This window comes from Priestia sp. JNUCC 25, from assembly GCF_053667915.1.
Genome location: NZ_CM132211.1, coordinates 3,669,901 through 3,694,654 on the forward strand (window position 1 = coordinate 3,669,901; position 24,754 = coordinate 3,694,654).

The 24,754-nt window shown below is 40.0% G+C and carries 29 protein-coding genes; 12 read left to right on the plus strand and 17 right to left on the minus strand.

The genetic code is table 11. From position 1 onward, the window contains the following. Positions 1–27 precede the first annotated feature (27 nt). Together JNUCC25_RS19345 and JNUCC25_RS19350 are read left to right on the plus strand one after the other, a co-directional pair. On the plus strand, positions 28–771 hold the full coding sequence (locus JNUCC25_RS19345) for a MerR family transcriptional regulator (RefSeq protein ID WP_078082104.1): 744 nt from the start codon (positions 28–30) through the stop codon (positions 769–771). Next, positions 768–2,009, plus strand: a complete 1,242-nt coding sequence (locus JNUCC25_RS19350) for an MFS transporter (RefSeq protein WP_454222337.1) — start codon at positions 768–770, stop codon at positions 2,007–2,009. Before JNUCC25_RS19345 ends, JNUCC25_RS19350 begins: the two co-directional genes overlap by 4 nt. Before the next feature lie 49 nt (positions 2,010–2,058). On the opposite strand, the gene JNUCC25_RS19355 is transcribed toward JNUCC25_RS19350, so the two are convergent. Then, a complete protein-coding gene (locus JNUCC25_RS19355) occupies positions 2,059–2,349 on the minus strand; it encodes a hypothetical protein (protein ID WP_029323734.1) in 291 nt (96 codons plus the stop codon). Between the two features lie 123 nt (positions 2,350–2,472). Here JNUCC25_RS19355 and JNUCC25_RS19360 point away from each other — a divergent pair, with 123 nt between their 5' ends. Then, positions 2,473–2,661 (plus strand): hypothetical protein, encoded by a 189-nt coding sequence (locus JNUCC25_RS19360; RefSeq protein WP_013058545.1) that lies wholly within the window; start codon positions 2,473–2,475, stop codon positions 2,659–2,661. A gap of 86 nt (positions 2,662–2,747) precedes the next feature. Then, positions 2,748–3,029: a hypothetical protein gene (locus JNUCC25_RS19365; protein WP_013058546.1), complete on the plus strand. Its 282-nt coding sequence runs from the start codon at positions 2,748–2,750 to the stop codon at positions 3,027–3,029. A gap of 50 nt (positions 3,030–3,079) precedes the next feature. Here JNUCC25_RS19365 and JNUCC25_RS19370 read toward each other — a convergent pair whose 3' ends face one another. Further along, entirely contained in the window at positions 3,080–4,555 is a 1,476-nt protein-coding gene (locus JNUCC25_RS19370) for a glycoside hydrolase family 32 protein (RefSeq protein ID WP_098449422.1), read from the minus strand. A gap of 327 nt (positions 4,556–4,882) precedes the next feature. Here JNUCC25_RS19370 and JNUCC25_RS19375 point away from each other — a divergent pair, with 327 nt between their 5' ends. After that, complete coding sequence (locus JNUCC25_RS19375) at positions 4,883–5,356, plus strand: YtxH domain-containing protein (protein ID WP_140457011.1); 474 nt, start codon at positions 4,883–4,885, stop codon at positions 5,354–5,356. Between the two features lie 43 nt (positions 5,357–5,399). On the opposite strand, the gene JNUCC25_RS19380 is transcribed toward JNUCC25_RS19375, so the two are convergent. The 3 genes from JNUCC25_RS19380 to JNUCC25_RS19390 form a co-directional block, all read right to left on the minus strand. Continuing rightward, complete coding sequence (locus JNUCC25_RS19380; protein WP_140457012.1) at positions 5,400–5,738, minus strand: hypothetical protein; 339 nt, start codon at positions 5,736–5,738, stop codon at positions 5,400–5,402. A 292-nt stretch (positions 5,739–6,030) separates the two neighbouring features. Beyond that, positions 6,031–6,291: a hypothetical protein gene (locus tag JNUCC25_RS19385; protein ID WP_013058550.1), complete on the minus strand. Its 261-nt coding sequence runs from the start codon at positions 6,289–6,291 to the stop codon at positions 6,031–6,033. A gap of 136 nt (positions 6,292–6,427) precedes the next feature. After that, positions 6,428–7,036, minus strand: a complete 609-nt coding sequence (locus tag JNUCC25_RS19390; RefSeq protein WP_055990595.1) for a hypothetical protein — start codon at positions 7,034–7,036, stop codon at positions 6,428–6,430. A 174-nt stretch (positions 7,037–7,210) separates the two neighbouring features. Between JNUCC25_RS19390 and JNUCC25_RS19395 the strand changes: the two genes are divergently transcribed. Further along, on the plus strand, positions 7,211–7,576 hold the full coding sequence (locus tag JNUCC25_RS19395) for a DUF3221 domain-containing protein (RefSeq protein WP_013058552.1): 366 nt from the start codon (positions 7,211–7,213) through the stop codon (positions 7,574–7,576). A gap of 11 nt (positions 7,577–7,587) precedes the next feature. Here the strand turns inward: JNUCC25_RS19395 and JNUCC25_RS19400 are convergent, their stop codons facing one another. The 6 genes from JNUCC25_RS19400 to JNUCC25_RS19425 all read right to left on the minus strand — a co-directional run bounded on the left by JNUCC25_RS19400 (position 7,588) and on the right by JNUCC25_RS19425 (position 13,460). Next, complete coding sequence (locus tag JNUCC25_RS19400) at positions 7,588–8,520, minus strand: patatin-like phospholipase family protein (RefSeq protein ID WP_013058553.1); 933 nt, start codon at positions 8,518–8,520, stop codon at positions 7,588–7,590. A gap of 127 nt (positions 8,521–8,647) precedes the next feature. Beyond that, positions 8,648–10,558, minus strand: coding sequence for an ABC transporter permease (locus JNUCC25_RS19405; protein ID WP_140457013.1), 1,911 nt, complete (start codon positions 10,556–10,558; stop codon positions 8,648–8,650). Continuing rightward, a complete protein-coding gene (locus tag JNUCC25_RS19410) occupies positions 10,545–11,312 on the minus strand; it encodes an ABC transporter ATP-binding protein (RefSeq protein WP_013058555.1) in 768 nt (255 codons plus the stop codon). Before JNUCC25_RS19410 ends, JNUCC25_RS19405 begins: the two co-directional genes overlap by 14 nt. Continuing rightward, the gene (locus JNUCC25_RS19415) at positions 11,309–11,665 is read right to left on the minus strand and encodes a DUF1093 domain-containing protein (protein ID WP_013058556.1); all 357 of its coding nucleotides are present in this window, start codon (positions 11,663–11,665) and stop codon (positions 11,309–11,311) included. Before JNUCC25_RS19415 ends, JNUCC25_RS19410 begins: the two co-directional genes overlap by 4 nt. Before the next feature lie 87 nt (positions 11,666–11,752). Next, positions 11,753–12,787, minus strand: coding sequence for a sensor histidine kinase (locus JNUCC25_RS19420; protein WP_064472034.1), 1,035 nt, complete (start codon positions 12,785–12,787; stop codon positions 11,753–11,755). 1 nt (position 12,788) lies between these two features. After that, positions 12,789–13,460 carry a response regulator transcription factor gene (locus JNUCC25_RS19425; RefSeq protein ID WP_013058558.1) on the minus strand — a complete coding sequence of 224 codons (672 nt, stop codon included), beginning with the start codon at positions 13,458–13,460 and terminating at the stop codon, positions 12,789–12,791. A gap of 325 nt (positions 13,461–13,785) precedes the next feature. On the opposite strand from JNUCC25_RS19425, the gene JNUCC25_RS19430 reads away from it, so the two are divergent. Beyond that, the gene (locus JNUCC25_RS19430) at positions 13,786–14,604 is read left to right on the plus strand and encodes a squalene/phytoene synthase family protein (RefSeq protein ID WP_013058559.1); all 819 of its coding nucleotides are present in this window, start codon (positions 13,786–13,788) and stop codon (positions 14,602–14,604) included. A 36-nt stretch (positions 14,605–14,640) separates the two neighbouring features. Here the strand turns inward: JNUCC25_RS19430 and JNUCC25_RS19435 are convergent, their stop codons facing one another. Both JNUCC25_RS19435 and JNUCC25_RS19440 read right to left on the minus strand, forming a co-directional pair. Further along, positions 14,641–16,590: an FUSC family protein gene (locus JNUCC25_RS19435; protein WP_064472035.1), complete on the minus strand. Its 1,950-nt coding sequence runs from the start codon at positions 16,588–16,590 to the stop codon at positions 14,641–14,643. Positions 16,591–16,745: 155 nt separating this feature from the next. Further along, on the minus strand, positions 16,746–17,006 hold the full coding sequence (locus JNUCC25_RS19440) for a metal-sensitive transcriptional regulator (protein ID WP_013058561.1): 261 nt from the start codon (positions 17,004–17,006) through the stop codon (positions 16,746–16,748). A 292-nt stretch (positions 17,007–17,298) separates the two neighbouring features. Here JNUCC25_RS19440 and JNUCC25_RS19445 point away from each other — a divergent pair, with 292 nt between their 5' ends. Together JNUCC25_RS19445 and comJ are read left to right on the plus strand one after the other, a co-directional pair. Continuing rightward, positions 17,299–17,673, plus strand: coding sequence for a NucA/NucB deoxyribonuclease domain-containing protein (locus JNUCC25_RS19445; RefSeq protein WP_223269005.1), 375 nt, complete (start codon positions 17,299–17,301; stop codon positions 17,671–17,673). Between the two features lie 35 nt (positions 17,674–17,708). Next, entirely contained in the window at positions 17,709–18,116 is a 408-nt protein-coding gene (comJ, locus tag JNUCC25_RS19450) for a competence protein ComJ (RefSeq protein ID WP_064472036.1), read from the plus strand. Between the two features lie 28 nt (positions 18,117–18,144). On the opposite strand, the gene helD is transcribed toward comJ, so the two are convergent. The 3 genes from helD to JNUCC25_RS19465 form a co-directional block, all read right to left on the minus strand. After that, positions 18,145–20,463 carry an RNA polymerase recycling motor HelD gene (gene helD, locus JNUCC25_RS19455; RefSeq protein WP_454222343.1) on the minus strand — a complete coding sequence of 773 codons (2,319 nt, stop codon included), beginning with the start codon at positions 20,461–20,463 and terminating at the stop codon, positions 18,145–18,147. A gap of 244 nt (positions 20,464–20,707) precedes the next feature. Next, on the minus strand, positions 20,708–20,833 hold the full coding sequence (locus tag JNUCC25_RS19460; RefSeq protein WP_016765178.1) for a hypothetical protein: 126 nt from the start codon (positions 20,831–20,833) through the stop codon (positions 20,708–20,710). A gap of 139 nt (positions 20,834–20,972) precedes the next feature. Continuing rightward, a complete protein-coding gene (locus JNUCC25_RS19465) occupies positions 20,973–21,491 on the minus strand; it encodes an enoyl-CoA hydratase/isomerase family protein (RefSeq protein ID WP_223268980.1) in 519 nt (172 codons plus the stop codon). Positions 21,492–21,730: 239 nt separating this feature from the next. Here JNUCC25_RS19465 and JNUCC25_RS19470 point away from each other — a divergent pair, with 239 nt between their 5' ends. The 3 genes from JNUCC25_RS19470 (at position 21,731) to JNUCC25_RS19480 (ending at position 23,382) form a co-directional block, all read left to right on the plus strand. Next, a complete protein-coding gene (locus JNUCC25_RS19470) occupies positions 21,731–22,099 on the plus strand; it encodes a winged helix-turn-helix transcriptional regulator (protein ID WP_029323759.1) in 369 nt (122 codons plus the stop codon). A 15-nt stretch (positions 22,100–22,114) separates the two neighbouring features. Beyond that, positions 22,115–22,714 (plus strand): CGNR zinc finger domain-containing protein, encoded by a 600-nt coding sequence (locus JNUCC25_RS19475; RefSeq protein ID WP_029323761.1) that lies wholly within the window; start codon positions 22,115–22,117, stop codon positions 22,712–22,714. Between the two features lie 113 nt (positions 22,715–22,827). Continuing rightward, positions 22,828–23,382, plus strand: a complete 555-nt coding sequence (locus JNUCC25_RS19480; RefSeq protein WP_013058568.1) for an HPP family protein — start codon at positions 22,828–22,830, stop codon at positions 23,380–23,382. Positions 23,383–23,492: 110 nt separating this feature from the next. On the opposite strand, the gene JNUCC25_RS19485 is transcribed toward JNUCC25_RS19480, so the two are convergent. Beyond that, positions 23,493–24,707 carry a cytochrome P450 gene (locus JNUCC25_RS19485; RefSeq protein WP_029323763.1) on the minus strand — a complete coding sequence of 405 codons (1,215 nt, stop codon included), beginning with the start codon at positions 24,705–24,707 and terminating at the stop codon, positions 23,493–23,495. Between the last annotated feature and the right edge of the window lie 47 nt (positions 24,708–24,754).

Genomic DNA, 24,754 nt, shown 5'->3' on the forward strand with positions numbered 1-24,754 from the left:
GCAAGCATTTTTTTGGAGGAGTTAAAAATGATTTATTTTTCTACTGGGCAAGCCGCTAAAAAATTAGGCCTCACGGTGCGTACGCTTCGTTACTACGATCAAATCGGCTTGCTTCATCCATCGTCAAAAGCCGAAAACGGAAAGCGATCCTACTCAGAAACAGACTTAATCACATTAGAAAAAATTACCCTTTTAAAAAACTTAGCCGTTCCTTTGCGAGATATTGAACTTATTCTTCATCAAGTGAGTATTGATGAACTTCTAGCGATTCACCAACAAAAACTTCAGCAAAAAGCTTCAGAAATTCAACGAGCTTTAGAACATACTCACACTCTTCGCAACAGTATAAAAATAGAAGGTGCATTAAACTGGAAGCAGCTCCTTCCTTTAGTTCACAATCAGTCTACTACTAAAAGCAGCTGGACTGATCTGCTTTCGCTTTCAATAGAAGAAAGTGAGATTCTGCAGCATAATTTGCCTAAAATGGAGAATGCGAGTGCCGATAAATGGATTAACATCATAAAACGAGTTCAGCTTTGCTTAAAGCACCAGCGTGCACCTCAATCTGAAGATGGACAGCTGGTTGCAGCTGATATACTGCTTTTATCCAGTGAACTGTTTGGTCATCATACGGCTTTAGAAAAAGCCTTTTGGGATGTTCGCAAATCTCCTGAGGCATCAAGTTCACTTAATCTCTACCCTATTGACAGCGAAGTCCTTCAATTTATTGAAGATGCGATTATTTTTTACGAACAACATATAAAGGAATGAAGGTATTGAAAAAAGAAAAGCTGTTTGCTAATTCTTCTTATAAAAAATTATTTATTTCAAGCACTGCGGCAAGCTTCGGAGATTTATTTGATATGTTTGCGGTGATGACGCTTTTTACATACGTGTGGCACGCAAATTCCTTATGGATTACGCTTATTCCTGTCGCGTACGCTTTGCCTAGCATCCTGCTAAGTCAAGCAGCAGGAAATTTAGCGGACCGCTACGATAAAGTACAGCTGATGTTTCTGTCTGAACTAGTCCGTCTTCTGTTCACATGTCTGTTATTTTTCACAGATGAACCGCTTTTGGCACTAGGGGTACTGACCCTGCGCTCTATGAGTTCTGTTATGAAAGTGCCCGCACAGCTGGCTTACGTTCGAGAAGTGGTCAAAGAAGACCAGTTGCTGCAGGCCTCTACCTTACAAAACATTATGTTTCAAATTGCCAAAGTTGTAGGGCCGTTTCTCGGAGCCGCCGCACTGACGTTCACAACGCCAAAAGCATGTATTTTAGCTAACGCCGCAGCTTGTGTAATTTCTATTGGGGTGCTGTTTTCACTTAAAAAGTCAGGTAACAAAACACAAAGGCAAGCTGCTCGTGCTCATCAGTCAAAAGAATCGCTTTCAAAAGGCTGGAAAATCGTTTTTCAGCACTCAATCCTTTTACGCGTCGTTATTTTGTTTCACCTTTCGTATTTTGTAGTCATGCTTGTTGACGCTCAAATTAGCATCTTCCTTCGAGATGTGCTGCCTCACCATCCGGAAATGCTCGGCTGGCTGCTTTCTGGAATCGGGCTGGGAGCGCTAGCAACTGGAGTGTATCTTAATAGAAAAAAACAGGTTCACCATCCATTTAGACTTTTATCACTGGGACTGCTTCTATTTGGAGGGGCTTTATTTTTCATTAGCTGCTTTAATCCAGCCGTTATGTCACGCTTTTTCATTTTGATTGCTGCACCTATTGGAGGGGCCGGAGTCGGGCTTAATTTACTGCTGTTTAACTATATCGTTCAAACGTACAGCGACAAGAAACACTTCGGAAAAGTGTACGGATTCATTAACACCTTAACGAGTGCCGTTTTACTTACTGCTCCTCTTCTTGGAGGCATGGTCGTAAAGCTTGCAGGTGCTCAGACGACTTTTTTAACGGCGGCAATCATCATCGTAAGCGTTGGATTTGTGAGTATGCTGATGCCGCTGCGTGATAAACGGGAAAGGAACGTTCAGATTGACGCATAAAAACAGCTTGAGGTTATACCTCAAGCTGTTTTTTATAGACTCCTGTTCATCAACCAGCGGCTACATAAATCAAAGTAGCTAATACGTTCGGTACTGCAATAGCTCCAAATCGTTTTGCATCTTCAACTCGGCTCACCTTGCGCGTCTTTTTGGCTGAAAAGAATGTGCCTGTATTTCCTAGCACAATACTGTCAATAAGGTATGCCAAAGCTAAAACCAGTGATACTGCTCCCATTGTGCCTGACACAAAATAGAGATAGCTCCACTTCCCTGTAAAAGCAGCAAGAGCAAGAACAATCCCGACCATCACGATACCTGCTATAAATCCTTTCTTAATCATTGCATCCCTCTCCCCTTCCTACTTCTTAATTTTTACCATATACTTCTTTTTTTGTATAACACCTTACATTTCATTCTACTACACTCACACTTTATGGTAAAATTAGTAAGAGAGGTGGTACATATGAAAAAACGTCAAGGAATCACGCTGCTTTTATTTATACTCGGAGCAGCCTCTATTTCTTTTGGGATGGCTTTAAAAAATATCTTTCCTTATTCCCCTGCAGCTGGCTGGATTCTAGGGACACTGCTTTTGCTAGGAAACTCATTTTATACGAGAAGATACTTACATAGAAGGTCAATTAAGAAGTAAATATCCGCCCCGAGCCGTATATACAAACCTTCATTCGGTTATGGTAAAATAGATAAGCAAAAACTGGATGTAAGGAGATTTTGAGTTTGAAAACAGGATTAATATCTGGCATTATATCTTTAATTATTGTGATTATCATTTCTATTACAGCAGGCAACTGGCAGTATATTTACTATATTTCAGGCCCTCTTGGCATATTACTTACGGCAATTGCACTCGTAACCTTACTGGACGCATTTCGTTTTGAAACGAGAGGACCTTACTTTACCCCGGTCCGGCAGCGAGAGGATACAGAATGGATGAAACGTTTTATCATTGCAGCTGTTCCTCATTTAGTTGCTTCATGTATTTGTATCTTATTTTTATAGAAATCAAAAAGCCAATGAATGATCTTCATTGGCTTTTCTTATTTATTATATTAAATACCGCGCGACATACCGTAATAATCAATACGATAATCCACAGATCCCTCTGCAAATACATTTACGGCTGATTTGGAATCTTTTTTCGGAAATACGCGGGAAGTGAAGACAATCTTGCCGCCGTTTATATAAATTTCGACGATGCTTTTGTCGACAAATACGCGAACATCGACTTCGTTTGACGCTGTCCATTTTTCAGAGCGAACCACACCGTATTCCGTTGCATATTGATGGTGGAATGAAGAGCGGTCGAGTCGCACTTCTTGCTTTTCTGTATCAAACACGAGGCGAAGCTCTTCTTCTTTACTATTAAACAGCTCTAAACCAAACTGTTTGGCCGCTATCTCGCGGAACTTCATATTGATTTCATATGCATTGTTTGTTGCTTCATCAATGATCACTTCTTCATTTTTTAGCGTTCCTCTAAAATGAACCGCTTGATCTCGAAGCTTATTTAACTCTTCTACAGGCTTTTGAACAAGTTCATTTCCTTCAAGCGAAAGCTCACGAGGAAGCGTTAAGGCATGGGCCCATCCGTATTCGTCTGACGGGTAGTCAACGTCCGGGTTTCCAATCCATGCAAACAGCAAGCGACGTCCGCTTTCATCTTGGAACGTTTGCGGTGCATAAAAGTCAAACCCTTTATCAATTTCACGGTAATACTCCATTTCAAACGTTAAACTTTCCACATCGAATGTTCCCACCGCGTAAATCACATTATAAATATTATGAAAATCGTGGCCATCCGCTTTGATTCCTTGCGGTGAAAAGACAAACACATCTTTTCCGTCCAGTTTAAAGTAATCCGGGCACTCCCACATATAGCCAAAGTCAGGAAGCGATGTTTTAACTTCGCCTTTAAATGACCACTGAAGCGCATCGCTTGATTCATACACAATTAACGCGCCCGTTTCGTTTTCACGCTGAGCGCCTAGCAGCATATAATATGTATCATTTTCTTTCCATACTTTCGGATCACGCACATGTCCTGTATACCCATCAGGAACGCCTCGTACCGCTGGATTATGCGTGTATTTTTCCACACTTCCATCCCTGTTTAGCATCGCGATACATTGATTAGCTGAACGTGAGCCGTCTTCGTATTTTACATTCCCCGTATAAAACAGCAGCCCTTGACCATCTTTTTCAATCGCGCCGCCTGAGTATGCGCCGTGCGATTCATATTCTTCCGTTGGCGTTAACGCAACCGGAAGGCGTTCCCACGTTACTAAATCCGTAGATTTCACATGAGCCCAGTGCTTCATTCCATGCATCGCACCGTACGGATACCACTGATAAAACACGTGATATTCACCATTTAATTGAATCAATCCGTTTGGATCATTCATCAGCCCGTACTGTGGATGAATATGATAAATCGGCTGCCAGCTGTCTTTGATTGCTTTGTCTTTTAATTCTTCTAACTCACCAGATTTTGCTTCTAAAATCGTTTTGTACTTCGATTCAGCCATTTCTTCAATCCCTCCAGCATCTAAAAAAAGAGAACGTATTCTCCTTGCCCTCTATGATATAAAATTTCAAGTGAAAATGCTACCAAAGAACGAATGTTGTCGTTTTCTTGTGTCGGATTTTATAGATAAGTTTTTTTCGGTTTTTATAGCAGAAAAGAAGGTTTTTCTGTCAGGTGGTTGAATACTATATACAATCAAATTTCACCAGCCTGTACGAGCGTCCGACGGCACTTGCAGATTTTTTTAGCGAATCATTTGCGTTTTGCAGGAAGTATTCAACAAAATGGTAAACCCTTCATATTACATATTATAAAAGGAGGAAATGTCATGACAAAAGAAAACGTAAAAGAAACAGTAGGTAAAGAAACAAAAGGTGGAAGCAAAGAGTTATTAGTCGGCACGTTAGTAGGCAGCGTAGTGGGTGTAACAACAGCTTTACTAGTAGCGCCAAAGTCAGGAAAAGAGCTGCGTGCTTCTATTCAAGACGGAGCGAATCAAGCACTTGCTAAAACAGGTCAAGTGAAAGAAACGGTATATGCAAAAGGCCAAGACCTCAAACAGCGCACGGCTCGTCTTTCACAAAAAGTCTCCGAACAATCTTCGCAAGTTGTCAACAAAGTGAAATCTCTGCGCACTGCTAAAGAACAGCCGCTTGCAGAAACGGCTGCAGGAGAAGAGCTTGAAACGACAGAAATCGTTCAAGATCCTGTTCTTGAAGCTGAAGCGGTGCAAGAAGAATTAAATACAATTACGCAAGAAGTAAGTGACTTAGAACAATCTGTCGATGAAACAAGACGTTAATAACAAGCTGTAGAGATATCTCTACAGCTTTTATGTATATTCGCTATCCTTCCTTCCACCCTTCAAAAAAATAGCCTCCGTACGGACACGGCTCTGATTCCGTCAGTTCTTCATAACGCTGTCCGCTGTAATACTTCGCCAGCACAATCTTAGGCTTAAAAGCTGCTACCCCTTCACTGTCTTCTTTTTCCGCTCCGCTTTCTCTCATCAAACAAAAAATATCCATTCCCGCAAACTCTCCGTACCCTTGATAGCACGACTCATAATAAACTTTACCAGGTGTCACCAAATAACACTCCCGCTGCCACGACGGCTGCTTACTGTAGACACTCGCAATACTTATTCCACTCACTGCACACTTCCAGCTGCAAATTCCAACCATACAACGCCTCCAACGACTTGATAGTCTATTCATCTACAACTTTTGATGAAATCAAACATCCTTTGAAATGTACAGAATTTTATCCTCGACCAAAAACCTATACTACCAGATATCCTGTCCCCTTGACTTCACCCCAAAAGGTTCACCTATGCGGAAGTTGGCAGCCCGCAAGGGAGGGCAACTTCCGCATAGGTCTAGCACTTTATACTTGGCTGCCCTTTAGCCAAGTATAAAGTGCTACATCGATAAAAATATAAAAAAGGTCTGATAAATCGACCATTTCTGGTGATTATCAGACCTCAAGTTTTTCTGCATTTGAGCGGCTTATTTGCTGTTCAAGCGATTTAGCCAGCTGTACGATTTCGTGATCTACATATTTTGTTTTGATTTCTTCGATTTCCATTAATGTTTTAGAAAAGCTTTCTGCGTTATTTCCCTGTCTGTGCTGCACATCTTTAAAGAAATCAAGCAGTGCCTCGTTAGACTGCGTTGGACGGCTAAAATCAATCGTGTACATTTTGTACCCCAGTGTTAAATTTGTTGTAGTTGTCATAATTATTTCCCCCATTCTTCCTATAGTGATATATCTTCTACTCTTTACCCTTTAATTCCTTCTTTTTAACCTAAATTAATTATTTTTTTCAAAAAAACTTCCCATTATAAGAAAAAACACCCTTATAACAAGGATGTTAGAGTATTCTTCCCTTCGGTACAATTCCAGATGCAAAGTCATCTTTGAACTTAAAGCTAGCAGAATTGTTTTCCGTTAGAAAATGTATTTCCCATTTAAAGACCGGATATTCGGGCTTGTACATTTCTACTTTCTGATCGGGATTTTCTTCTAATCTTGCAATTACTCGTTTGAACCCTTCATATGCAATCCACCAATCGCTTCCGGTTTCATCGGTAATAAAACAAATAGAACCGTCAATTAAATGAAGGTTTTGCTTGATATCATCAGCATTTGTAAAATACGCATTTCCAAACGTGTTCAGACAATGATCGCAATAACCTGCTTTGCCTCCGTCTTTATAAATCCAGTGCGCGATTGGCTCACTGCAGTCTTTACACGTATTCGTCACTTCTTGAAGAAATGTTTTTCCGCTCCACTGTTCTTTTTCATTTTCAAAAACGGTCCATACTAAATAGCTTTCCGTTTGTTCTGAAATAAAAAGGCGAAACGGCTCGTCTCGATGCCAAAAGTGAATATTTTGTTCGTCTGATTCTTCAAAGTCAATGACAAAATTATCTCGTTCCAATATATGTCGAATAACATTGGTTAAAAAGGTAACATCCATATAAGGACCTCCCGTACTAGGCGTGACTTCTAGTAAAAATAGCATTTATGAGTTAAAACATATCACGCGTGCTGAAATAACGTCAACGATTACCTCTTGCTTTCTCCGAAAACTGGAAAAGAAATGGTCAAACGCGTTATAATGGTAGTCATGTTGAAACGGAAAGGAGATTTTATGAAGTTTACCGTTCAATCAACTGCACTTTTTCTTCTCTTTTTTATTTGTTTAAGCGGCTGTTCTGATAATGCCGAGCAGTCAAAAAAGCCGGCCGGCTATTTAGTGCAAGGGCGCATTTTAGAAGTGAAACAGGATGAAATTCTTATTGCAAACGTCATTCCGCGAGATACCGCGCTTGACTATACAACAAAAGAAATACTTGGTTCTAGCGATGTACAGCCTATTTATGTAAAAATTCCGGATAATCAAACATACAAAAAAGGACAGCTCGTTAAAGCTTGGCTTAAAAAAGACAAAAGCGTTCAGTATTCCGTTCCGGCAAAAGGCGAAGCTGTTGAAGTCCACATTTTAAAACAGCCGTAGAAAAGCTCCTGTTACGGGAGCTTTCTTCGTGTCAGCTGACGTCCGGTCCGATTCATTTTATGCTGTTCAAAATCCCATTTTTCTAAAAAGCGCTTTGCTGATATATAACCAGATTCATATAAAAATTCGATTTCTTCTTCCTTTAAGGCAAAATCCGTTGCCGTAATCACACCGGTTGGAATTTGCACCGTTCGTTCTTTTGTCTCCGCGTTCAAATACCGCAAATCGTGAGCTTGCAGCATCGTTGTAAACATACTTTTAAATAAATGGACCGGCGTTGGAATAACAGCGGCTGTATCAATTTCTTCTTTTACAAATCGAAAACCAAACGTCGGGAAACGCGGATGCTCCGTATCAAACAGCCAAATCGGAAAATTGCTTAAAAGCGCTCCATCGACAATGTATGACCTCTTGAACCCTTTGGATTTCCAGATGACGGGACGAAAGAAAAAAGGAATGGACGCACTCATCATCACGGCTTGTGAAATCTTCATATCGCTTGGCTGCATTCCGTAGCGAGGCAAGTCGTCAGGCAGCACAAGCATCTGTCCGTTCGAAATGTCTGAGGCAATAATTTTCAGCTTATCTGCCGGCAAATCCGCAAACGTTTCAATTCCTTTTTCACGCAGCAAACCGTACACCCATTTTTCCAAATAATCATTTTTATAAAAACCTAAATGAATCATTAATTCAATTAAGTTCCCAATCAGAGGAATTCGGTTAATGATCGTTTTCCCGCGAAACTTGGCATAGTCCATGTTTTGAAGCTCCTTGCGAATTTCACCACTTTTATAGCCGCTCGCCAAAAGAGCCGCAATTAACGAGCCTGCTGACGTACCTGCTAGACGCTGCCATTCTACGTTGCTTTCTTCCATCGCTTCAATCGCACCCGTGAATGCAATTCCTCGAACGCCTCCCCCTTCAAATACAGCATCTGCTTTCACATCTTTCCCCTCCCCTGCAACTTTCTAGTTTTTATATACCCTTTTTTATATTCAGGTTTTCGCTACTCCATACCTTTTATTTTCCCAACAAAAAAAGACTGTTTCATTTATCGAAACAGTCTTTTCTTTACAGTCGCTTTATTACCATTCGATAGTAATTCATTGTCAGCCAGTAGAAAAGAAAATAAATAATCCCGTATACTGCATCCGCTATTAAAACAGGAACTATCAGACTTTCACCGATTAAGTTTGTAATGACCTTCAGCGCAAATAGACTGTGCAAGATGGCAATTACTAAAGGCAAACCAAACGTAAACAGCTGCTGCTTTCGCACGGCGCTCATCATTTGAGACACTGAAAACCCAAGCTTACGCAGTACTTCAAATCTTTTGCGCTCTTGTTCAGCTTCTGAGATTTGCTTAAAATAAATAATACTGCCCGTTGCCATCAAAAAGACGAGCCCTAAAAATCCTCCAATAAAAATAAACAATCCTTTACTCATTAAGCCTGCCTGAAACACATCATAGTATGAAGTACGGCTTTCTCCAGCCACTTTTGCGATTTGATGATAGTTCTTAGTAAGTTCATTTTGTTTGTTTTCATCATCCGTATTAAACACGTACACCGCTTGCTTTTGTCCAGCCTTTGAAAGTTTGATAAACGTGTCGTGATTGACTACAAACTGATAGCCGGCACTTTCAGGGTCAAGAATAAGTGAAGGTTCTGATTTAACGACTTTTAAAGCAAGCTGTTCTGATTTGTTCAGCTGCACAACTGCCGTTTTACCTGTACTAGGCTTAAACACTTTTCCTTTTGCCATCGAATCAAAAACAACGGTTTCGTTTGCACTTAACGAAGGAACCGAAACGCCGTTTTTCCGCACTTCTTCTTCATCTAAAAAACTGATTCGCTCACCATCTCCGTAATAACCAGATGTAATAAATCGAAAGTCCGATAAATCAGCAGAGTGCTTCACGATATGATACACATACTGATTTGATTGGATATCTAGCGCATCCAGTACATCCATAAATTCTTGCGCTGCTTTTTTGCTGTGCAGCGTATAGTCATAAGGCTGCATGCTTCTGGCGTCGGCTTTTGTGTTATAGTACGAGGAATACGTCACACCAACTGCTACAAGTGTAGTAGCCGACAAGATCGTAATTAGGGTTAACACTCGTGCATTTGCTTTAATTCGATACATCATAGTAGAAACGCTTAGCATATTTGCAAACGAATAATATCCGCTTGCATGCTCTCGGTAAAGTCCCATCAGCCACTCAATTGTGGCTTTAAAAAGTAAAAATGTACCGAAAATGACCGAGAACAGTACAACGGCTACAATTAGAAAAAACTTAGGCGTCACAATGTTTCCTGATGAAAGGTAGTACCCGTAGCCAACGAGTAAGATACCAAGTCCTCCCACTACAATTGATCGCTTTGAATTCATTTTATTTACGCGTTCACTTTTGCTTTCTGCTTGAAACAGATCTAATAGCGTATAGCGGTACATAATAAAATAGCCTTGAAACGATATAAAAATGGTAACAATTAAAAACACTACGGCTGTTTTTAAAACCGCTTGAAGAGAAAATGTGAGCGTAATAGAAAGCGACAGTCCCATAAGCTTTAGTAAAAACAGCACAAACAGCCTTGAAAACACGGTACCTAGTAAAATACCGACCACCAGAGAAGAAATCCCCAGCAGCATATTCTCATAGAAAATCATTTTTCCAATCGTACGTTTTTCAATGCCGACTAAATGATACAGCCCGAGCTCTCTCTTACGCTGCCTGATAAAAAATGAGTTTGTGTACCAAATAAAGACAACAATAAAGGTAAGCAGAACGTAGTTTGAAGCATTAAAAATGCCCTGCAGCCTCAGCTCTTCTCCAATAACCTTTGAAATCGATTGGTCGTACTGAAGTGTAGCAAACACATAGTACACAATAATGCTAAAAATCATTGAAAAGAAATAAAGGCTGTACCGGCTAATATTTTTGCGCATATTCTTTTTAACAAGATCAAATACGGTCATAGCCTTCACCGCCTAATGCGCCTTGAATGTTCATAATTCGTTTAAAAAATGCTTGTCTCGTTTGTTCGCCTTTAAACAGCTCCGTATAAATTTGTCCGTCTTTAATAAACAGCACGCGGCTGCAGTAGCTTGAAGCCAGCGGATCATGCGTCACCATAATAATCGTGGCACGGTCTTCTTGATTTAGTTGCGACAGCTTTTCAAGCAGGCTTGAAGCAGCTTTGGAATCAAGAGCTCCGGTAGGTTCATCGGCGAAAATAACGGCTGGATTCGTAATCATTGCTCTCGCTGCTGCAACGCGCTGTTTTTGTCCGCCAGAAATCTCATACGGGTACTTATCCGCCAGCTCATAGATGCCTAGTCGCATTGCGGTGTCTTTAAGCTTCGCTTCCATCTCTTTCTTAGACATTTTTGTAACCGTAAGCGGCAGAAGAATATTTTCTTTTACCGTTAACGTATCCAATAAATTATAATCTTGAAAAATAAACCCTAAATGATTGCGTCTGAAAGCAGACAGCTTCTTATCTTTCATGAGCGCCACGTTTTCCCCTTGAATCCATACCTCGCCATCGGTTGGACGGTCAATCGTTGAAAGAATGTTCATCAGCGTCGTTTTTCCCGCTCCAGATGGTCCCATAATACCGACAAACTCTCCTTCTTCGATTGTAAAATCAATTCCTTTTAGCGCTTCGTATACATTTCCTCTTGATCCAAACGTTTTGGTTACATTTTTTCCTTCAAGAACAATGCTCACTTTTCCTCCTCCTTTCGTTCTTTTGTAGGCCACACGCTTTTCACTCGCTGCGGCAGCTCATTTTTTGTTATAATGTCATATTTCCGAACTTCATTACCTCGAACGAAAAGGTCAATAACCGTTCCTTCTTTTAACTGTTTAATCGTTGTAAATGTTTGAAACGTTGTTTGTCCTTTTTCGTTTATCACTGAAATTGTATATTGAACTCGTCCATACTCATCCACTTTTTTTGCTTCTTTTGGGATAATCCCGTATTGATGCTCCGTTGCGGCTTTTTGATAAATCTTTATTCCTCCTATACCTGCTCCTACAACAAAAAGCAGAGCTAAGAGGCTAATCCACTTTCTCTTCATGTACGTTCCCTCCTTGTGTATAGCTCTATCTTACTTTGAAACAAGGAAAGATTCGTTTGAAGCAGATGACAATCTCAGCGTGCAATCTTACATTTTTGAAAGGTTATCAAAAGAATTCGGTTTGTAGAAGGTCAGAATCACCGTGGTTCCTTCGTGTAAAAGTGAATTCACCTCTATTTGATGGCCAAGAGCATCTGTAATTTTTTTTGAAAAATACAGTCCTAGCCCTGTAGCTCCCTTCGTTTTTCTTCCCGCATTTCCTGTGAATCCTTTTTCAAAAACCCGGGGAAGATCTTGAGTTGGAATCCCTTTCCCTTGATCAGCGATAAATAACTTTACGTACTTTGGCGTTTCTTCACTAAAAAAAGAAAGCTTTCCTTCTAGAGGGCTATATTTAATGGAGTTAGACAGCACTTGCCTCACAACAAACTGCATCCACTTTGGGTCAGTGTGCACCAGTATGTCTAGATTTTTTTCATCAATATGCAGTTTCTTTTCAATACACCATTTTGAGAAGTACGCAACGTTTGGAAAAACAAGTTCACTTAGCGACACTGCCTGCACCTGATAATCTTTTTCTAAGTACTGCAGGCGTGCAGAATATAAATTCTGATCTACTAATCCGTCAATTTTCATCCACTCATCTTCAATATCCTTTAGCCAAGGCCATTTATAAAGCTCTGTACGATGAGCATTAATAAGCAGCTTCATCGCAGTAAGCGGCGTCTTGATCTCATGAATCCAAGTCGTTACATATTCCTGCTGCTCTCGCTGCTGTACGTGAAGAGCATGAGTTTGTCTGCGATACACACGATCTATATGCTGTAGCAGACTCAGCATATCTTCATCTGCTTTCGTTCTAACGTATGAATGCATTTCTTGTAAATCGTACGCATCATGCCGCAGCATTAAGCTTAACTTTTTTAGAAATCTTCTTTCTTTTATTCCTCTCCATAAAAGAAACAGAATCAGTAGACACAGCGTTAAAAGATTCAAATACCAAAACGAAGTGGACGATACCTTAATATCATACTCAAGCAGCAGCAGAGCATCGATTACACTCAGCCATATAAGAACAAATAAAATCCAGCTTAGCCTTTCTCTTAAAAAACTTTTCCACATCTTAATTCACCAAATATCCTTGGCCTTTTTTGGTCACAATTTTATCATTCAGCCCGATGTCTTCCAGCTTGGTGCGAATGCGTGTGATGTTGACAGAAAGCGTATTGTCACTTACAAATTTCTCATCTTCCCATAACCTTCGCATAAGCTCTTCTCGCGATACAATCTTGCCTCGTTCTTCCAAAAGAAGCCGTAAAATAAAAAATTCATTTTTCGTTAAATGAATTTCTTGATCGTTGTAATGCAAACTTCCTTTTTTTAAGTCTAGCACCGCGCCGTTCCAATCGATAACGTCTGAAATCGTGTCTCCATATGAATACGTTCTGCGCAGAAGCGCCTGCACTTTAGCAACAAGAACATCCAAGTTAAACGGCTTTTGAATATAGTCATCTGCCCCAACATTCATTGCCATAACAATATCCATTGGATGTTCACGAGAGGAAAGAAAGACGATAGGAGTTTTTGAAACTGTACGTATTTGCTGACACCAGTAAAACCCGTCATATACAGGCAAATTCACGTCTAAAATAACAAGCTCTGGGCTTTCTGCAATAAATACTTCCATTACCTTTTGAAAGTCTTCTACTCCAGCCACTTCAAATGACCACTGTTCAAATTTCTCTTTTACTAATTCATATATTTTATCATCGTCTTCTACAATTAAAATTTTCATACATTCACCTCTGTATTGTCCTATATATTATGTATAACCCACTGTTGAATACTCTCTTAAAAGCTCACCTAATTCATTAGCATGACAGCAATTTTCTTAAAAATAAACCATTTATTTCTGTAAAACGAAGAGTGAACGAGTATTATCGTAGTGTAAACTTGTATATGTTACAAGTTTCTCTGTTCAAATACTACAAAATAATGACAATATCGTTAATAAGTAATCTTTAAACTCCATTAAATGCTCATTTTTTGTTACTATAGTATATAAGATGAAAACTTAAACTAATTTGACATGTGGATATGTAAAAAGGAGCTAGTTATCAATGAGTGTACCCAACAAATTACGCGACAACGCAATGGTGATGTTAAAAGAGACAAGCCGAACATTTTTTATTCCAATTAGCCACTTGCCGGCAGAATTGCAGGATGCAGTAGGATCTGCTTACTTATGTATGAGGGCAATTGATGAAATTGAAGATCACCCTGAGCTAGAAGCCGGTGTAAAAAGCCGCTTGCTTTACGCCATTAGTGACCTGTTAAAAAAGTCTTTTAACGAAGACGAGTACATGGCATTAGTAGGTCCTTATCAAGCTGATTTACCTGACGTAACGCTTCAGCTCGGCAACTGGATTGCGCTTTGTCCGACTGGGGTTGCAGATCAAGTATTAGATGCAACTTCTATTATGGCCAAAGGAATGGCCGATTGGGTAGAAAAAGACTGGCATATTCAAAATGAAGCGGATTTAGATGACTATACGTTCTACGTAGCTGGTCTAGTAGGTGTGATGCTTAATGACATTTGGAAATGGTATGACGGCACGGAAACAGACAAAGAATTAGCCATTGCGTTTGGACGCGGCTTGCAGTCTGTTAATATCCTGCGTAATACCTCGGAAGATTCAGAGCGCGGAGTCAGCTTCTTTCCTAACAATTGGAGCAGAGAAGATATGTTTGCCTACGCTCGCCGCAATCTTTCACTAGGAAAGAAATATTTAGAAGATGTCAAATCGCTTCCGATCCTTCATTTCTGTAAAATTCCGTTAGCGCTTGCTGATGGAACATTAAACGCCTTGATGAAAGGAAAAGAAAAAATGACGCGTGACGATGTAAATAAAACGGTAAATGAAGTTGTGGATATGTAAAAACAAAAAACACGGAGCCCCTGGGTTCCGTGCTTTTTATATTTCTACCTGAAGACTTTCATATAAAGCGACGAGTTCTCCTTGAATAATAGGGTAGTGTTTCAGGGTCGGAACACTTGAAAGCTTTGGCGCTCGTTTTTGCTCAGCTGCTGCAGCTAGCTGAGCAAATGTTTCTTGAAGCTCTCGTTTTTCCGTTTCTGAAAGCTCATATCCTTCAAACGACGCAAGAAGCATATAACCTAACTGCTGTGTAGCGACAACTGCAGGCCACAACCCTTCTAGCTTGACGGCCGTTTTAGAATATTCTCCAATCACATTATCGTACAGCGCCCGAAGATTAACGAGTTCTCCTTGAAGCTTATTTCTTTCTCGTTTAATTCTTTCTTCATCTTGTTCGGTGCTTAGCATTTCTAAAAACTGTCCTTCTTTTCGTATCACATCTCCAAGCAAATATGGCAAACGAAGTGAAGAAGCTCGTTTGAAAATTAATACCGTGCCGACCACTCCAATAATAGAACCAATGACAATATCAATCACTCGAGCAGACGTAAAGTAGCTAATCGCTTTATCAGGATGACCGCTTTCAGCAATTAAAAGAGCATTCGGTGTGATAAAGAGCGTGCCGAGCGCGTAGTTTTTGACAATTACAATTTCAATCGTCGACTGAAGCACAAAGACAATGAGCGCAATGACGATTCCCGTTGGTTCAAGCATTAGAATCCCGGTTCCAATTAAAATACCTAAAATGGTTCCGACAGAGCGCTGAATACCTCGCTGAACCGTTGCACGAACGGTTGCTCCAAGCATCACTCCTGCGCACGTAAGCGGAATCCAGTAAGACCTTGGAATATTTGTCGTGTAGGCAACCGCTGCGGCAACAATCATAATAATTCCGTAGCGCAAAGCGTTTTTAAGCACATAAGAACGTTTGTGAAAAGCAGCTTTTAACCGTGTTTTTACGCTGCCTTGTGAAAATTGAATATACTCCGTTTCTTTTAATTCTTTCATTTGAAGAACGTCATTTACATCCAATAGCAATGTACGCAGCTCTTCTTTGATGGACAGCTCTTCAATTTCTTCTCGAACGTCTCGAATTTTTTTATGTTTTTTTAACGTGGCCATTTCGGATGCGAACGTTTCAATCACTGCCTGTGCTTTTTTAGAAACAGCTGGATTAAAATCGTTCGCAGCGGCCATCACAAAGATAAACAGCCCTTCGGCTTTTTGATTTAATAAAAACAGACGATGCGCAAACGATGATTTTTTTCGATTAATTTTCGCTTGTTTCATCGCTGTTTCCGCTGCCCGAAGCTCGACAACCGTTTTATGCTGCTCGGCGTGAAACGATTCCGTACCAAGAGACCCGACAAACGAAGCTAGCTGCCTGTACGCTTTCGCCACAGCGGCAGTTTCAGGTCCGCGCGGGTTAATAAGCCAGCCGCTCATGCTAATACACCAAGATAGTGTCCCTCCTAAAAAAACGAGTCCTGCGTGCAAAAAAACAGCCTGCAAATTCGGCGCTGGAATGCTCGTACTCACAGCAAATGAAAGGACAAAAAACATGGCAGAAGGTCCTGGAATTTTTAAGGCTCCGAAAACATAAACCGATACAGCTCCAATAACACCAAATAAAATAGTTTTCATCCAAGCTACGTCAGCAAATAATGAGCCGAGTGTAAAACAGAGCGTAACGCCAAGCAAAGCTAAAAATAACTTAACGGCACGCTGCGCGTAAGGCTCATCTTTTGTATATAGATATGTAAAGCCGCCAATGCTTGCAATGAGTCCGTACTGCAAATGATCAAACAAAATTCCTATCAAAATCGGCAGGCTTGAAGACAAGCCTGAGCTGATTCCTCTTACCCACGGAGAAGAAGCGTGGTTAAAGCGAAAAGCAGCTTTGATTCCCGGCGCTTTTGGAGAAGCCTCAATTTTATGATGAATTTCCGTATGATTATATGTTGGTGACTTTTTGTCATCACTCACCTTGACCTCCTCCTTTCTCTCCATATATCTTTCCTGTTCTTAAAACGTGATAAACCTAAAAAACGGTTGTTCCTATCCGTATTGTGTTTAGGAACAGCCGTTTTTATCCTTATAAGCAGCCTATACTAAAACAAAAAGCAGATGAAACGAATGTCTCATCTGCTTTTTACTAACAGCTCTACTGCTTCTTTTACTAAGTTTTCGGTATTCTCGCCTTTTTCAATACTTTCTCTTACGCATTGTTCAAGATTGGTGCTGACAATAACACCCATTGTGCGATCAATTGCGCTTCTAGCTGCTGAGAGCTGTGTCACAATGTCACGGCAGTCTTTTCCTTGTTCCATCATATTTAAGACGCCTTTTAACTGACCTTCAATTCGTTTTAAACGATTTTTAACTTGCTTATCATATTCCATCATACTACTACCTCCGATCGTGCATGATTGCGTTTCTTTCTTTTAAGCTGTACGCAAGAAATAAATGTATACACAACTTTATACCTATTAGGGTATGATGTCAAGTAAAGGAAGTTTAATATAAATGTTAATACTTGTTTACACCGTATTTATTGTCCTGTAATCTAAACTTAGCAATCTGAGAGTATAGTTAAGCTGTAAAAACGACTTATACTGGAGGTTTGAAATGGCTACATACGGGAAAAAATTAATGGCAAGTCTATTCATTATCATGGCATGTGTTTTAGGGTTTATGGGACATGCGGCGTTTTTAGCTCCTGAAAAAACGGAAGCTGAAGTAAACTACGATGCGACGCTTTATTTTCCGTTAGACCGATATCCTGAAACGGGTGATCATATTCGTGACGCGATTGCCGCTGGGCACTCTTCCGTTTGCACAATTGATCGCGACGGTGCTGAAGCGAACCGGGAAGAATCGCTGAAAGGATATCCGACAAAAACAGGCTATGACCGTGATGAATGGCCAATGGCTATGTGCGAAGAAGGCGGAGCAGGAGCTGACATTCGCTATATTTCACCTTCTGATAACCGCGGAGCCGGCTCATGGGTTGGAAATCAGTTAGAACAGTATCCAGATGGTACACGCGTACAATTTATCGTTCAATAATAGCAGAACAAGCTTTACTTTGAAGAGGTGAAATCATGAAAACAAAATGGAAAGAACAAGAGCTAACCATGTCTTATCATCAGTTTACACTGTTTCAAAAAGGACAGCCAAAGCCCCATCACGACTGGAGTGAAGAAGATATTCAAAAAGGATATGTCGCAGACGATAAAGCTATTTCATTTGAAGCCGTATCGAACACAAAAGCCATTATTGAAGTGTGGGTAAACGAAACTCCAGACGTATCACAGGCTGAAAAGACCACTCGCCTTCCTTTTCACGTCGAAAGCGATGGGATTGAAATCAAAAGCGTCCTATCTGAAACCTTAAGCTATGATATTCCAAACGGGTATTATTACGTCACATGCCTGACCATTCCTCTTCAAGAAAAAACAAACTCAGGCCTTTATTTGGTGAAGTATTTGCTGCATTTTGAAAGTCAATAAAAGAAGGCAGCCTACTGGCTGCCTTCTTTTATTGACTTTGGTATTCATAAGTTTCTTTATTTGATATAAACGGGCTGATTTCACCAAGCGAGAACAAGTGCAGCTCATGCATCGCTCTTGTACATGCTGTATAAAATAAATTTCGCTCGTATTCATCTTGGTAACATTCACTCGATGCATTGTAAATGATGACGGCATCAAATTCAATTCCTTTTGCTAAGTAAGCTGGCAGAACAAGCATGCCTTTTTCAAATGAACTTGTTTCTTTTGTCAGCAGCCTTGCAGACATCGCTTCAGGCAGTGCTTGGAATGCCTGACGACTTTCCTCAGCTGTTTTGGCAATAACAGCAATCGTTTTATAGTTTTGCTGCTTCAATTCATTAATTTTGTGTATAATTGCCTCATGCAGCTTTTGCACGTCGCCTGTAGCCGTTACGGTCGGTTTCGCTCCGTCTCGATTAAACGGCTCGATTAAATGACCGTTTGCTACCATATCCCTTGAAAATTCGACAATTTGACGTGTTGATCGGTAGCTTCTCGTAAGAGTCAGCGTTTCTGCTTCTTTCTCTTCGTACAGTTCGCTTGAAAGAATGGTCGGTGCGTTCAAGGCGTGCGCATAGATCGCTTGATTCAAGTCTCCAAGCAGCGTCATTCTGGCATGCGGAAACAGCTCTTTTAAAAACGCCAGCTGAAACGGTGAATAGTCCTGTGCTTCATCAATAAACAAATAGCGAATGACAGGGTTGGTTTTACGCCCTTCAATTTGATCTTTTATATATAAGTAAGGCGTTACGTCTTCATAAGACAGCTTCATGTTCATGACTCTTTTCACCGTGTTTTTAGCAGTGTCTTCCCATCCCTCTACGTGGGAAAAAAGGTGATTTCTTTCAAACAGCTGCATATAGATACGGCGAATGTCGATAAATTTAAGCTGTTTGATGGCTTGCTTAATAAATTTCATTTTTTTAGCTACAACCGCTTTGGCTAAATACGCTTGTTCCCGGTCAAAGTCGTCAAATGAACTTTCCGTGTAGCCTTCCTTTTTCTGCAAGTGCTGATAGGCCTCTACATAATCTTCTTTTTCTAAAAGCTGAATTTCTTCTTGAACCCAATCTTTTTTGCGCTCAAGTTTTTCAAGCTGATTAATGAGTTTAAGCGCCCATTCCGCAACGAGCTGCATCCTGTTAGGTATGGAAATTCCCTTATCAAGCGAATAGAAATAAGACAGCAGACGCCGAGCAGATAACACGATTTCGCCGCGAAACTTAATGTTTTTAAAAATGATGTCTTTAGTAGACAGTTCTTCAATATACGCATCTACCTGCTTTTTAAATTCACAGCTTGCCTTGTAGCGAATTTCCTGCATTTTTTGCTTTTTTGCCGCAGCATCTTTTTCCGTTAGCAAATATTCGATTTGCACGAACAAGTCCTCCACTTCAAACTCGTTTCCTAACCGGCCATCGGCATATTGCTGAAACGTTGTTTGTTTCATATTGTCTTCTCCAAGCTCCGGAAGAACGGTTGAGACGTAGCTGTTAAAAAGCGGATTTGGTGAAAACAGCATCATGTTTTCTGCAGTCAGCTGCTTTCGGTGATGATAGAGAAGATAAGCCACGCGCTGAAGAGCTGCAGACGTTTTACCGCTCCCTGCTACCCCTTGAACGATCAGCACTTTATTTTTTTCATTTCGAATAATTTGGTTTTGTTCTTTTTGAATAGTCGCTACAATACTTTTCATTTGACTGCTTGCATTGTGTCCGAGCACTTCTTGAAGCAGTTCGTCTCGAATGGTAATTCCTGTATCAAACATGCTTTTAATTACGCTATTTTCGATAATAAACTGACGCTTTAGCTTCATCTCGCCTTTAATCGCTTCACCTGGCGTTTCGTACTGCGCTTTTCCCGGTGAATAATCATAATAAAGACTCGAAATAGGCGCACGCCAATCATAAATTAAAAACTCTTCATCTTTTTGATCCATTAAAGAGCCCACGCCCACATAAATAGCTTCCGCTTCTTTTTCGCCATTTTCTATAAAATCAAAACGTCCAAAATAAGGGGATTGCGTTAGTTTTTTTAATGTTTTTAATTGATCATACGCTTGTCTATGGGTAATTTCACGTTCAGCTAAAAGTTCTGCCTGCTGCTTAATACTCGTAAATGTCTCAATCACATCATCCGGCTCATCCATATTAACCGTGACATCGTCCCAAAACGTGCTTCGCAAATCGACAATTTCGCCTTTTACGTTTCCTACGCTTTTGCCTATTTTTTCAGCTTTTTGGCTGATTTCTTCTACTACCCAATCAACTCGCTGCTGTTCTTCTGTTAAATTTTTGTCTTTCACTTATCCACACCCCTTACACACGTTACCCGATAACAGAACTTGTTACCGGGTAAAAGCGATCGTTGTTTATTTTTTTCAGAGTCTACATACTTCCCTACTGAATTCGTAAATCCCTGCTATGTAACCATATTATGTCTTAATTTCCACCGTTAGTATACTGAAAAATAATGAACTCCACAACAAAAAGGGCTGAGAAAATCTCAAGCCCCTTATCTTTATAAGTCGTTCCTCTACTTATTAGCTATTACTGTTTCCAAAAAGTTAGCAGATGAATGATGGCTGACACCACTTCTACCCCTTGAAACGCCAGTAAACCTGCTGCTGCCGCTGTAAACAATCCGACTACCGCTTCTTTAAAAATGAATGGCATTGATACCAGCTCCTTTGCTTATTTAAAATAAGTAGATTTGTTATCATTCTACTCCTTTTTTCAGAATTTTCAATACCTTTTTATCAACAAAGCAAAATAAAAACGCTTTCACTTTATAAAAATAAAGTGAAAGCGTTTTTTAAGCTTCCTTTTCTAATGCGTTCAGCGCAAGTGAATATTCTAATCCTTTTCCTTTTTGCACAACGTGCTGCACTTTGCCCATGTTGCACGCTTCTTGCGCACTAACAGTCATGCCGTTTGTTAACTTTAGTTGCACAGGTTCTTCCGCAATTCGTACATCGCATGCTAAAGCTAACTCATATCCTCCGCCAAACGTAAAGTTTGTAAGAAGCGCAATCGTTTGTTTGGAGCTGCATGAAATACGCTGAAAAATCGCTCGAGCTGCTACTGCATGAATCGGCTGATAAAGCCTTCCTGTTTCTTCACGTAGGAAAGAAGCTGTTCTATGATCTCCGTTCATCTTATAGTACTCTCCCATAAATACAATAGATCCAACCGACGCATCGTGCTGCAGCTCATTCATCGTTTCTTGCAGCTCATACATGACTTCACTGTTCAAACGATTAAGCATTGACTGATTCATTCGTACAACCGCCACATGATTTCTTTTTTCTACTTTGATAAATCTTTTCATCATTCCTCCGCCCTTTCCCCTGTCGTTCTTTATAAATAAAGCGCTTTCAAAATATTTCGCTTTTTAATAGAAAAGTTATTTTCATAGTTTCATCATACAACAAACTCATAATTATTTCCATTAATTTTTTAATTTTCCGTTAATAATTCCATGAATCATTTCCATGTTTTTATCAAATAAGACGTGCTATAGTATAAACAGCACAAATGCAGCTGAACTCACTGATAAAAGGAGTAATCACTATGAAATACGACTTAACAAAATGGGAGCCTCACGGCTATTCTTGCCCTGTGGAAGCAGCCGTTGATGTAGTCGGCGGCAAATGGAAAAGCGTCATTTTGTATCAATTATCGAAGGAACGCCGCCGCTTTAATGAACTGCGCAGACTCATTCCTGGTGTGACGCAGCGAATGCTCACACTGCAGCTTCGCGAACTCGAGCGCGACGGAATTATCCACCGCGAAGTCTATAAACAAGTTCCGCCTAAAGTAGAATATTATTTGACATCCTTTGGAGAAACGCTCATCCCTATTATCGAGCTGATGTTTAAATGGGGATATGATCATACCGATAAAATTGCTGAAGCGAGAATTCAAGCAGAAAAAGAGTAAGGAATGAGAAACGATATGAATAAAAGAAAAAAATTCCCTTTAATCTCCCCTTTTCTTTCGCTCAATTTAGTAAATACTGAAGTCGTCAGTCATGGCCGTCGTCACGAGTTACTAAGTGAAGACCAAGATTTGTTAGACTGGCTTCATATAATGTGTGAAGAGATCCCTTCTCTTGATAAAACAATATTGAGTATGTCCCAAAGTGAATTAACGGAAGTGTTACATCTTATATATGATTTTCGATTGTGTTTAAGAAACAACTTTGAATCAATAGCAGATGGAAATGCCATTGATAATAAGTGGATATTATCTTTAGAAAGAAATATTGAAAAAGCTCCTTATGTTTTTAAAGTTCATGCACAGCAATTAGTACAAATCCCAATCGGGAGCATCGTAAATAAACTCTTTTCCTTACTATCATTAGATGCTTTGCAGTTAATCAGTGAAGGCCAACTAAACAAAATAAGAAGATGTAGCAACCCTGACTGTGTATTGTTATTTATTGATACAACTGGAAGACGTAAATGGTGCTCGATGAAAATCTGCGGGAACAGGCAAAAAGCGGCGCGTTTTCAAGATAAAAAGGATAGGGGTGAAATAAAGCTTGAATTCTAATCATGAATTCAAGCTTTTTTTACCTCACAAAAACTAACCATTAAAATCATTATTGACAGGTTAATTTACAAAGAGGTAAAATGATTGAAAAATAAAGGAGGTTTTATATAAAGATGAATAGTTCACCTAAAGCGTCGGCAAAGGAAGACATTTCATACACGCAATCATATTTTTCTAAAATGATAACAACCGCGAGAAGCCCTTTAAAAATTGACGTAAAAGATGCAGTTACAGGCTTAGTCGGTGGAACGGTTAGTATTTTACTTCTAGCTATACTGACTCAGCTTACATCAAGCCCTTGGCTTATGGCCCCTTTTGGAGCCAGCTGTGTATTAGCATTTGGCCTTTGGAACGCTCCTCTATCGCAGCCCAGAAATATTATTGGAGGGCATTTAGTAGCGACTTTGGTGGGGTTAACCATCTATCATTTATTCGGTAATAACCCTTACACTTTAGGAACAGGAGTCGGCCTAGCCATTTTCTTTATGATGCTTACAAAAACAACTCACCCACCCGCAGGAGCAGACCCCATTGTTGTGATCTTAGGCGCTTCTTCTTGGAATTATATTATCAATCCCGTTTTAATAGGATCGATTGTAATTGTAATCGTTGCCCTTCTTATAAATAACGTACGAAGTAACAGGTCGTATCCTACCTACTGGATATAAGAAATTTGCTGATAAGAATTTAAAAGTTTATAAGAATAGTCTCTAGAGTGAATCTACATAAAAAAAGACTTCCCACAGGTCAGTGAAATTGACTTGTGGGAAGTCTTTTTTTATACGTTTTTCCAAATTAATAATTCTTTTAATCCGTATACAAATGTACTTTCAATCGGCTTTAACTCAAATGCCGGGCTCCAGTCCATCTGCGGATAGCGGTCAATCAGCTCGGCCAGCATAATTTTTGCTTCTATTCGAGCAAGCGGTGCTCCTAAGCAAAAATGAATGCCTCTTCCAAATGCCATATGCACATTTGGCTTTCGATCGATTTTAAATACATCCGGGTCTTCAAAATACTCCGCGTCTCGGTGCGCAGATCCCATCCATGGAACGACGTGTTCCCCTGCTTTTAGTTTCTGACCTGCAAGAATCACATCTTCTTTTACGATTCGGTGAAGAGCCTGAACGGGTGAACGATAGCGAAGAACTTCTTCAATCGCAGAAGGCAAAAGTTCTTTCTCACGTTTGAGTCGTTCAAAAGAAGCTTTATCTTCCATTAAACAATAAATCGTATTTGAAATTAAATTTGTGGTTGTTTCGTTTCCTGCAATCAGCAGCAAAATAGAAAAACCGACGATCTCTTCATCCGTTAGCTGTTTCCCTTCTTCTTTTGCCTGAAGAAGCACGGAGATAATATCATCTCCTGGACGCGTGCGTTTTTCTTCAATGATTCGATAAAAGTAAGTTTCTAGCTCATCATTTGCTTTCATTTTCTCTTGCTGCAATTTTTCGAGCGTTTCACGTTCGTTATTAGAAGGACCGGCTACGATAATATCCGACCAATCTTTAAACTGACGCTGATCTTCTATCGGCACGCCTAAAATATCGGCAATTACCATAACCGGAAGCGGATAGGACAGATGCTCGACTATATCAATATCTTCAAGATGCTCCACTTCTTGTAATAATTCATTTGTAATACGCGCAATTTTAGGCTCCCATGCTTTCATTGCTTTAGGCGTAAAAGCTTTATTAACAAGCGATCTCATTTCAGCATGCTTAGGCGGATCAATATTAATTAGGCTCGTTCCTAGTGCAGTTTGTCTTTGGTTTTGTGGAGGTCTTCGATCAGAAGAAAAAATATTCTTTTGTTCTAGCACTTCTTTGACTCCGTCATAGTGAAAAACATCCCATACCTGCCTTTCTTCATCCCATTGCACAGGCGCGCTGTTTCTCATCTCTTCATACCATGAAAAAGGATTAAAGCGCTCTTCTTTTGTTTGAATCGTATTCACTTGACGGACAATTCCGTTTTCTCTTTCGGTTTTCATGTTAAAACCTCCCCGTATCGTTCAAATAGAATGACTGTGTAGTCATC

Excerpts from the sequence above, each read along its gene's own strand:
- JNUCC25_RS19465 (WP_223268980.1), bottom strand. The coding sequence starts at position 21,491 with ATGATGAAAAGATTTATCAAAGTAGAAAAAAGAAATCATGTGGCGGTT.
- JNUCC25_RS19460 (WP_016765178.1), bottom strand. The coding sequence starts at position 20,833 with ATGCCATTCATTTTTAAAGAAGCGGTAGTCGGATTGTTTACAGCGGCA.
- JNUCC25_RS19380 (WP_140457012.1), bottom strand. The coding sequence starts at position 5,738 with ATGGTTGGAATTTGCAGCTGGAAGTGTGCAGTGAGTGGAATAAGTATT.
- comJ (WP_064472036.1), top strand. The coding sequence starts at position 17,709 with ATGAAAACAAAATGGAAAGAACAAGAGCTAACCATGTCTTATCATCAG.
- JNUCC25_RS19395 (WP_013058552.1), top strand. The coding sequence starts at position 7,211 with ATGAAGTTTACCGTTCAATCAACTGCACTTTTTCTTCTCTTTTTTATT.
- JNUCC25_RS19405 (WP_140457013.1), bottom strand. The coding sequence starts at position 10,558 with ATGACCGTATTTGATCTTGTTAAAAAGAATATGCGCAAAAATATTAGC.
- JNUCC25_RS19375 (WP_140457011.1), top strand. The coding sequence starts at position 4,883 with ATGACAAAAGAAAACGTAAAAGAAACAGTAGGTAAAGAAACAAAAGGT.
- JNUCC25_RS19370 (WP_098449422.1), bottom strand. The coding sequence starts at position 4,555 with ATGGCTGAATCGAAGTACAAAACGATTTTAGAAGCAAAATCTGGTGAG.
- JNUCC25_RS19385 (WP_013058550.1), bottom strand. The coding sequence starts at position 6,291 with ATGACAACTACAACAAATTTAACACTGGGGTACAAAATGTACACGATT.
- JNUCC25_RS19485 (WP_029323763.1), bottom strand. The coding sequence starts at position 24,707 with ATGAAAACCGAAAGAGAAAACGGAATTGTCCGTCAAGTGAATACGATT.
- JNUCC25_RS19355 (WP_029323734.1), bottom strand. The coding sequence starts at position 2,349 with ATGATTAAGAAAGGATTTATAGCAGGTATCGTGATGGTCGGGATTGTT.
- JNUCC25_RS19420 (WP_064472034.1), bottom strand. The coding sequence starts at position 12,787 with ATGTGGAAAAGTTTTTTAAGAGAAAGGCTAAGCTGGATTTTATTTGTT.
- JNUCC25_RS19350 (WP_454222337.1), top strand. The coding sequence starts at position 768 with ATGAAGGTATTGAAAAAAGAAAAGCTGTTTGCTAATTCTTCTTATAAA.
- JNUCC25_RS19445 (WP_223269005.1), top strand. The coding sequence starts at position 17,299 with ATGGGACATGCGGCGTTTTTAGCTCCTGAAAAAACGGAAGCTGAAGTA.
- JNUCC25_RS19480 (WP_013058568.1), top strand. The coding sequence starts at position 22,828 with ATGAATAGTTCACCTAAAGCGTCGGCAAAGGAAGACATTTCATACACG.
- JNUCC25_RS19415 (WP_013058556.1), bottom strand. The coding sequence starts at position 11,665 with ATGAAGAGAAAGTGGATTAGCCTCTTAGCTCTGCTTTTTGTTGTAGGA.
- JNUCC25_RS19475 (WP_029323761.1), top strand. The coding sequence starts at position 22,115 with ATGAATAAAAGAAAAAAATTCCCTTTAATCTCCCCTTTTCTTTCGCTC.
- JNUCC25_RS19430 (WP_013058559.1), top strand. The coding sequence starts at position 13,786 with ATGAGTGTACCCAACAAATTACGCGACAACGCAATGGTGATGTTAAAA.
- JNUCC25_RS19345 (WP_078082104.1), top strand. The coding sequence starts at position 28 with ATGATTTATTTTTCTACTGGGCAAGCCGCTAAAAAATTAGGCCTCACG.
- JNUCC25_RS19440 (WP_013058561.1), bottom strand. The coding sequence starts at position 17,006 with ATGGAATATGATAAGCAAGTTAAAAATCGTTTAAAACGAATTGAAGGT.
- JNUCC25_RS19470 (WP_029323759.1), top strand. The coding sequence starts at position 21,731 with ATGAAATACGACTTAACAAAATGGGAGCCTCACGGCTATTCTTGCCCT.
- JNUCC25_RS19425 (WP_013058558.1), bottom strand. The coding sequence starts at position 13,460 with ATGAAAATTTTAATTGTAGAAGACGATGATAAAATATATGAATTAGTA.
- JNUCC25_RS19360 (WP_013058545.1), top strand. The coding sequence starts at position 2,473 with ATGAAAAAACGTCAAGGAATCACGCTGCTTTTATTTATACTCGGAGCA.
- JNUCC25_RS19390 (WP_055990595.1), bottom strand. The coding sequence starts at position 7,036 with ATGGATGTTACCTTTTTAACCAATGTTATTCGACATATATTGGAACGA.